Source organism: Desulfovibrio sp. 1214_IL3152 (genome assembly GCF_036763055.1).
Taxonomy (GTDB): Bacteria; Desulfobacterota; Desulfovibrionia; order Desulfovibrionales; family Desulfovibrionaceae; genus Desulfovibrio.
This window is the reverse complement of record NZ_JBAIYW010000253.1, coordinates 1-8,284: the sequence shown is the minus strand read 5'-3', so window position 1 is coordinate 8,284 and position 8,284 is coordinate 1. Positions and strand designations below refer to the sequence as shown.

The window sequence follows — 8,284 nt, the reverse complement described above, 5'->3', positions numbered from 1 at the left end:
GGACAGGAATTGGGGCCGGCGGCCAGCACCGCATCCAGAACCACCTTGCGCACTCCGTCAATGCCGTCTGCCGGCACGAGCATCTTGAGCACGCTCTTGTTTTCCGAGCCTGCCCCCTTGGGGGCCAGCCGCAGGCGCAGCCCGTTGCCGGGTACAATGCGGGTATGGATGACGGCAGGGGTGTTGTCCTTGGTGTTTTTGCGCTCAAACAGTGGCTCGTCCACACAGGATTTGCGCAGATATCCTTCAGTGTACCCCTTGCGGATGCCCTCATTGACGGCATCTTCAAAAGGACCGCCCACAATGCGCACATCCTGTCCCACTTCGGCAAAGACCACGGCAAGGCCGGTATCCTGGCACAGGGGCAGATCGCCCCTGGCGGCGATTTCAGCATTTTCCAGCAGTTGATCCAGGATGTTACGCCCCACGGGCGATGGTTCGCGCGTTCGTGCCGCGCGCATGGCCGCAACCATGTCGTCCGGCAGGCGGTAGCAGGCTTCTATGGCCAGTTCCGCCACAGTGCGCGCTATGTCGTCAAAATGGATTTCCTTCATGTCCACACCGTCCCGTTCTTTATCAGCATTAACTGCTGTGGCGCCCATGGCCACAGCGCACCTGACGGCAGCCTAATGGAAAGGCCAGATCAGGGGGATAAGCAGCCAGCACATGATAAGGGTAATGAGCTGCAAGGGCCAGCCGGCCTTGACGTAATCAAGGAACGTGTACCTGCCGGGGCCAAGTACGATGGTGTTGGGCGGCGTGGCAATAGGCGTAAGAAAGCAGGCCGAGGCTGACATGGCTATACCCATGATGATGGGCAGGGGAGAAATACCGCTGCCCAGAGCAATGGGCAAGGCCAGAGGAGCCATAAGGGCTGCCGTGGCGGTATTGGACATGAAGTTGGTAATGATCGCCGTGAGCGCACAGCAGACGAGCATGAGCAGCCAGGGATCGCTGACAGTGCTGACCACCGCGTTGGCTACAATAGCCGCCGCGCCGGACTTGTCCATTGCTGCCGACATGGACAGCATGCCCGCAAACAGAAAAATGGTTGTCCAGTCAACGCTGCGGAATGCTTCACGCATGGTCATACAGCCGGTAATGACCATCATGCAGGCGCCAAACATGGCCGCCGTCGTCAGGGGAACAAGTTCACTGGCCATCATGAAGACTACGAAGGCAAAGACGGCCATGGCATGCCACATTTTATTTTCGCGGCGCGGCTGGGCTTCTTCCGACAGAACAGCATCGTCGATCTGTCGTCCTTCGGGCAAAAAGCGGTGTCCTATCAGTCCGTAGTAAAGAAGGCCCGCGACCAGAAGCGGAATGCCGATCAGACCGAATTCGAAAAAGCCGAAAGGACTTTGCCCGGTCTGAGAGAGCATGGAGTTGATGATGCCGTTGGGCGGCGTGCCTACCAAGGTTACCGTGCCGCCAAGAGAAGCCGCAAAGGCTACGGGCATAAGCACTTTTCCGGGGGCCAGCTTGGCCTTCATGCACATGCCGAGAATCATCGGCACGGCGACCACCGTGGTTCCTGTATTGGAAAGCACAGAGGAAAGCAGTCCCACTGCGGCCATGGCATAAACAAGAAGCTTGATGGGGTTGCCTTTGGAAAGCCTGACAGCCAGAGCACCAACCTTGTCTGCAAAGCCGGTAATGAATGTGGCCTCACCCACGATAAACATGGCCATGAACAGTACCACTGTGGGATCGCCAAAGTAACTGAAGGCGACTTTTGAAGATATGACGTTTGTCAATGACAGGGCCACCGGCACAAGCAGTGCTGTTATGGGCAGCGGTACAACTTCAGTAAAAAACATGATTGCCGCAATAACAAGAATGCCCAGGGTGATGTACGCTTTTGTCGGATCTTCAGGCAGCTTTATACCCAGTTGGTTTGCGGCGAACACATCCTGGGCAGCAATAATTGCAAGCATTGCCACAACCATTGCAAGAAAAAAAGATCGCTTCATCCGTCAACCTCCAAGCAAGATAGAGTTGATGGTGTCTCTTTCATGCCATAAAGACAAATTATGAAGCATTAGAGACGTTTATGTATAGCGCTATAAATTTAATCAATATACTTACACGATTATTTATTCATTACAATAGATTTTTATTGAATGAGTGATCAATGATACATATTTTCAAGAAAAACAGTAAAGAAGGAAAAAAAATAACTATAATGCATTGAATGTAAAAAAAATCACAATATAGTGTGATTGAATAGAGTTGTTGGTTAATCATTATTAATAAACTATCTATTTAAGAATATGCACATGTATTGTTCTTGTGTTATTTTCCATTGATGTTTTGTTATTTGCAGTGCCGCTGTATGGGAAATGTAACCTGGCAATGCGGGGCCGTCAGGAGAATATTTTTGTCTGATAGTTATATATTCAAATGTTATATGTTTTATATTATGATACCACCCAGGCGGGTTGCCTGACCATAAGAAAGCCCGTTGGCAACGGAGAAACACCTTGCCGATAACGGCGGACAGGCTAAATGCAGGCGTGTTTTTTCGCTCTTCCGGCAGAGGGCTTCAATGTGGTGTGTTTTGTGCTTTTGGGGTACAAAGGGGCGGCAATCTGTCTGAACTCCAGGCAGGCCGGGGATAATACGCGCAAGATGGAAAAGCATGTTTCGTTTCGTGAAGCTTTTCCCGTTGTCTGGTGCGTCAACCCGCTGTTTTTGCTGTTTCAATGTGCCGTTTTCAGACTATGGCAACTGTGAACACCCATTCTGGTAATTTCCGGCAAGATGTCTGGAGCCGTGATTCTGCCAAAGGGCTTGCATAAAAAAAATTTGGCAAGTAGGGATTGAATCTGCCGCATTTACCCGGGTATATGTGTGCGCTGCGGGGGGCGGGGTTGTCGCCCGTGCGTTCACTGGTGGGCGGTTCTGCCGTTCACGCTGAACATAAAAAATTTGGAGGATTTGTAATGAAACGTCTTGTTGCGCTTTTTGTCGCCGTGGGTCTGATCTGTGGGCTTGCTCTCAGCACGGCTCCCACTGCGGGGGCGGCTACTGTCATCAAAATGGCCGGTATGAAGCCGGAAGGCGAACCGGAAACCATAGGCATGCACCTGTTTGGCAAGTATCTGAAAGAACTTTCCAACGGCAAATATGAAGTGCAGGTTTTCCCCAACAGCCAGCTTGGCAAGGAAGACGCCTACATTGCCGCGACCCGCAAGGGCATCATCCAGATGTGCGCCACCGGCACCCAGACCTCGGCTCTGCATCCGGCCATGGCCATGCTTGAAACCCCCATGCTGTTCGACAATCTTGACCATGCCCGCCGCGCCATGGAAGGCAAGACGTTTGAGCTGATCAATGAGGGTTTTACCGAAAAGTCCGGCCTGCGTACCCTTAACGCCTTTCCTTTGGGCTTCCGCCACTTCTATTCCAAAAAGCCCATCAAGGAAGTGAAAGACCTCGAAGGCCTGCGCATGCGCGTACCCAATATTCCCCTGTACACCAACTTTGCCAAGGAATGCGGCATCAGCGGGCAGCCCATGCCCTTCGCCGAAGTCCCTGGCGCCCTTGACCAGGGTGTGATTGACGGCGGCGACAGCCCCCTTGCGGACATCGTCAGCCTCAAGATGTACGAAATCACTCCCGAGATCAGCCTTTCCGGCCATATCCTGGTCATCCATTCCCTCTACATCAACGACAAATTCTTCAAGTCCCTGCCTGAACAGGACCAGAAGTGGATTGAAGAGGCCGCCAAACGTTCCGCCGATGACGTGTGGGCTATGGTTGCGGACGGCGATGAAAAGGCCAAGGCCACCATTCTTGCCAACAAGGGCAATATTCATGAGCCGAGCAAGGAACTTCATGAGCATCTGGTGAATGCCGGCAAGCGCAGCTGGAAGCTTTTTTACGACACTGTACCCAATGCCCAGGCCATTCTTGATAGCGCCGACAGCTATCGTGAATCCAAATAAGACACAGTATGTTGCTACAAAGGGCCAGAAAGCATTTTCCGGTCCTTTGTAGCAAGCAAGCCAGACAGGCCGTGCCGCATGACAGGCGGCTGCGTGCCGTTTTCGCAGAGGTTGCAGATGCAAAACGAAAATTCAAAAGAATACCCGCCGGACCACGCTCCCGGAGTATACACCCTACATGAACCGGACCTGAATCCGCCCAAAGAGACAAAAGCTCAGCTGCTTTTTGAAATTTTTTGTGCAGCGATTTTTTTGGGCATGATCGGCCTGGTTTTTTATAACGCTTTTCTGCGTTACGTTTTTTCGTCCAGCTATCCTCCCAGTGAGGAATGGGCGCGCTTTCTTTTCATTTACATCACGTTTTTCGGCGCCATCGAAGCTTTTTACCGCAACAAACACATTGCTGTGGACATGTTTGTGGTGCTGCTCAAGGGCGCATCGCGCAAGTATGTTGATATTACAGCATCACTTTGCAGCATTTTTGCCCTGGGGCTGCTGCTGTACGGCGGCATCGTCAACGTGCTGCAGACCATGGATACCTATTCCGTGGCCACGGATGTCAATATGGCCTTTATCAACGGCACCTTGCCCATCATGGCTTTTTGCGCCCTGATCTTCCAGTTGCGCTCCCTGGCGGTGCTCGTTCGTCGTCCGGCAGACACCTTCCATAAGGGATAGGAGAGAAAAATGGAGCTGTTTATTTTTCTGGGAACTCTCTTTTTCTTTCTTGCTCTTGGCATTCCTATCGCTCTGGTTCTGGTGCTCTGCGCCATAGTGCTCATGTGGCACTCCGGCATGTGGGACGCCATGATCATCCCAGGCAGCATGCTGGACGGGGCCAACAACTATCCCCTCATGGCTATTCCCTTTTTTGTGTTCGCCGGCGAAATCATGTCCGCGGGCGGCCTTTCAAAAAGGGTGGTGCAGCTGGCCCAGCTCATGATCGGCCGGGTTCGCGGCGGGCTTGGCTATGCGGCCATTATCGCGAGTATTCTTTTTGCAGGTCTTATGGGCAGCTCTGTTGGCGAAGCCGCGGCTTTGGGCGGGCTGCTGCTGCCCATGATGAAGCAGGTGGGGTATAATCCGGGTCGCGCCGGGGCTGTTATTGCCTCGGGCGCCATTCTTGGTCCCATCATTCCGCCGAGCACCAACTTCATTCTGCTTGGCGCCACCATCAGCGGCCTTTCCATTACCAAGCTGTTCATGATCGGCCTTGTGCCCGGCATTATGATCGGTCTGGCACTCATGGTCGTGTGGTTCTTTGTGGTACGCATCGACGGCTACAACGAAACCATCACCTTTACCAGGGCCGAAGCCATAAAGATTCTTTTTGATGCAACCCCGGCCTTCATGATGCCGGTGCTGCTGCTGGGCGGTATCCGTTTCGGGATATTCACCCCCACTGAGGGCGGTGCCTTTGCGGCCATCTACGCCATCGCAGTGTGCATGCTCTATTACCGCGAGCTTTCATTTCGTGATCTTTTGCGTGTGAGCGCCCGCGCCGCGCACACGACTTCTGTGGTCATGCTGGTTGTTGCCGCAGCCACTGCGGTGGGCTGGTTTATCACCATTGCGCAGATACCCAATCAGATGACAGCGTTGTTTACGCCCCTGATTGACAATCCCATTATGCTGCTGCTGGCGATCAACCTTTTCCTCTTCCTTATCGGCATGGTCATGGACCTGACGCCCAATATCCTGATCTTTGCGCCGGTGTTTTACCCGTTGATCCAGCAGGCGGGCATTGACCCGTATTACTTCGGGCTGCTTTTTGTGCTCAACCTCGGTATCGGCGTTATCACACCGCCGGTGGGCACAGTGCTGTATGTTGTGTGCGGCATTGGCAATATCAAAATAACGCAGCTTGTTGTCAAACTGATCCCCTTTATTTTGATAGAAGTCATCATGCTGCTTGTGCTGCTCTTCTTCCCCTCGCTGTCGCTTACGCCCCTCAACTGGCTTATGGGCGGCAACTAGAGCAGATTAACTTTGAAAAAGGGTAAAATGCTCTAACGCTGCACGAAAGTGCAGTGCGTCACAACGTGGCGTGGGTTCAGCCGAAAATCGCATTTTTCGACTGAATGAACATGCTGAAATATGAAGCATTTCAGCGCTAACCTGCTCAGGAGCACGGTAAAGAACCGTGTTCTGAAGAGGCAGAGCATTGCAGACTGAAGTGCTCCGGCTCATTATGAAAAAGCCGCTCCGTAAGGAGCGGCTTTTTCATGCGCATGCATATCTTCGGGCGCGTGAGCTGACGTGACTGGCAGCCGAGGCAGGGGGGCAGCGCTCCGTCATCTCCAGTATGCCTCCGCATGGCCCAGATCGTCCACAACCAGGGTAGGCTGGACGCTTTCCTTTTCAAGGTCCGCGCGCACTGCCTCGCCGCTCAGCACAAGAATGAAATCAATGCCGGCATTTTCCGCCAGCTTTTTATCTGTGCTGAGGCGGTCGCCCACCATGACCATTTCATCTTTGGCATAGCGCTTCAGAAGCGGGGCCAGCACCGTGGGGTCCGGCTTGCCGAAGATGTGCTGCGGGCTGCGCCCGGTGGCGGTCTGGTACAGGCTGATGAAGCTGCCCACATCAGGAAGCGGGCCTTCGGGGGAGGGGCATACAAGGTCGGGATGCGTCGCCAGAAAAAGCACCTTGCCGTCCTGAAGCAAAAGGGCCGACCGGGCCAGCTTTTCATAGGTCAATTGGGTGTCATAGGCCAGAATGACTGCCTGCGCGCCATCTTCGGTCAGCTGCAGTTCGGGCATGCGGCTTTGCAGGTCGCTTTGAAAATCGCTGTTTCCCACGGGATAGGCGCGGCTGATATTGTTGGCGCGCAGAAAATCCACCAGGGGGCTTACCGGCGAAAGCATGCGCTCAATATGGGCGGGAATGCCCATGCCCCGGAGTTTTTCCACATAGCTTGCGGGCGATTTGGACGTATTGTTGCTGAGAAAATAAAAATCCAGGTCCTGCCAGTGGCGCTGTATAAAGCTTACGGCCCCTTCAATGGGGATATGCCCAAGGTATACGGTTCCGTCCATATCCAGAATCACACAGCGCTTCTTTGACCAGTTCATGACATTCCTTTTTCTTGTATCCGTGTCGCGTTTTTGTTCCGCTTTTTTTGTAAAAAAAGCAGAGAGCAGGCAGGGCATATCCAACTTTTTAATAAGATTCGCAAGCTTGACGCAAGACAGCAAAAAGCTCAACATGGCAGGCAGAAAAAACAGATGTCATCCTGCCCTGCAAGGCTGGCCCGAACAAGTGCGGCCCGCCTATTCTATCCGGACATGGTTGCATAAGCTACATATATATCAGGAGACTGCATGCTGGAAACAACCGTTGTAGTCATTGGAGGCGGCGCGACCGGCATCGGTGCGCTGCGCGACCTGTGCATGCGGGGAATTCCCGCCATTTTGCTTGAGCAGGGGGGCATCGCCCACGGAACCAGCTCACGCTTTCATGGTCTGCTGCACAGCGGAGCGCGGTATGTCGTCAATGACAATGAATCCGCCCGGGAGTGTATTGAGGAAAACATGATCGTGCGTCGTATCGGCAGGCAATGCGTCGAGGAAACCGAAGGTTTTTTCGCGCTTACGCCGCAGGACGACCCCGCATATGTTGAAAAGTTTGTCATGGGTTGCCGCGAGGCTGGTATTGACGCGCAGGAAATTGACGTGACCGAGGCGCTGCGCCTGGAGCCGAATCTTTCGCCTGAGGTGCGCCGGGTTTTTCGTGTGCCGGACTCCTGTGTGGACGGCTTCCGTCTGGTGCTGCACAACGCCATGTCTGCCCGGCGTCATGGCGGGCGTATGCTCACCTACCATGAGGCAACTGCCATAAAGTTGCGCAATGGCCGGGTGTGCGGCGTTACAGCCATTGACCGCCACACCGGGGCAACCGTTGACATTGCCTGCCAGTGTGTCATCAACGCCGCAGGCTCGTGGGCCGGACGCATTGCGGGCATGGCTGGCCTTGATGTGGCGCTTTCGCCCGACAGGGGAACGCTGGTGGTTTTCAACCACCGTTTCACCTCAAGGGTCATCAACCGTCTGCACCCCAGCGGCGACGGCGATATTTTCGTGCCGCACGGCTCCATCACCATTCTCGGCACCACCTCCGCATCCACCGACAGGCCGGACGACACCACCCCCACAACGGAAGAAGTGCTGCGCCTGCTTGATATTGGCGAGCCGCTTTTTCCTCAGGTGCGCCAGTACCGCATTTTGCGCGCATTTGCCGGAACCCGTCCGCTGTATACGCCGGGCGGGGCGGCAGGGCGCAAGGCCAGCCGCAATTTTCATATTGTGGACCACGCGGATGAGGGCCTTGAA

The 8,284-nt window shown here is 54.0% G+C and carries 7 protein-coding genes; 4 read left to right on the top strand and 3 right to left on the bottom strand.

The window, feature by feature from the left end; genetic code table 11:
* The coding region (locus V6C07_RS05340) for a fumarate hydratase (RefSeq protein WP_333535330.1) at positions 1-602 on the bottom strand (602 nt) is incomplete at its 3' end.
* Between the two features lie 24 nt (positions 603-626).
* Positions 627-1,976, bottom strand: coding sequence for an SLC13 family permease (locus V6C07_RS05335; protein ID WP_333535329.1), 1,350 nt, complete (start codon positions 1,974-1,976; stop codon positions 627-629).
* A gap of 972 nt (positions 1,977-2,948) precedes the next feature.
* Between V6C07_RS05335 and V6C07_RS05330 the strand changes: the two genes are divergently transcribed.
* The 3 genes from V6C07_RS05330 to V6C07_RS05320 all read left to right on the top strand — a co-directional run bounded on the left by V6C07_RS05330 (position 2,949) and on the right by V6C07_RS05320 (position 5,930).
* Entirely contained in the window at positions 2,949-3,953 is a 1,005-nt protein-coding gene (locus tag V6C07_RS05330) for a TRAP transporter substrate-binding protein (protein WP_333535328.1), read from the top strand.
* Between the two features lie 117 nt (positions 3,954-4,070).
* Positions 4,071-4,631, top strand: coding sequence for a TRAP transporter small permease (locus tag V6C07_RS05325; protein ID WP_333535327.1), 561 nt, complete (start codon positions 4,071-4,073; stop codon positions 4,629-4,631).
* A 9-nt stretch (positions 4,632-4,640) separates the two neighbouring features.
* Positions 4,641-5,930 (top strand): TRAP transporter large permease, encoded by a 1,290-nt coding sequence (locus tag V6C07_RS05320; RefSeq protein WP_333535325.1) that lies wholly within the window; start codon positions 4,641-4,643, stop codon positions 5,928-5,930.
* A gap of 317 nt (positions 5,931-6,247) precedes the next feature.
* On the opposite strand, the gene V6C07_RS05315 is transcribed toward V6C07_RS05320, so the two are convergent.
* On the bottom strand, positions 6,248-7,027 hold the full coding sequence (locus tag V6C07_RS05315) for an HAD-IIA family hydrolase (RefSeq protein ID WP_333535324.1): 780 nt from the start codon (positions 7,025-7,027) through the stop codon (positions 6,248-6,250).
* 249 nt (positions 7,028-7,276) lie between these two features.
* On the opposite strand from V6C07_RS05315, the gene V6C07_RS05310 reads away from it, so the two are divergent.
* Positions 7,277-8,284: FAD-dependent oxidoreductase (locus V6C07_RS05310; RefSeq protein WP_333535323.1), on the top strand; the 1,008-nt coding region annotated here is incomplete at its 3' end.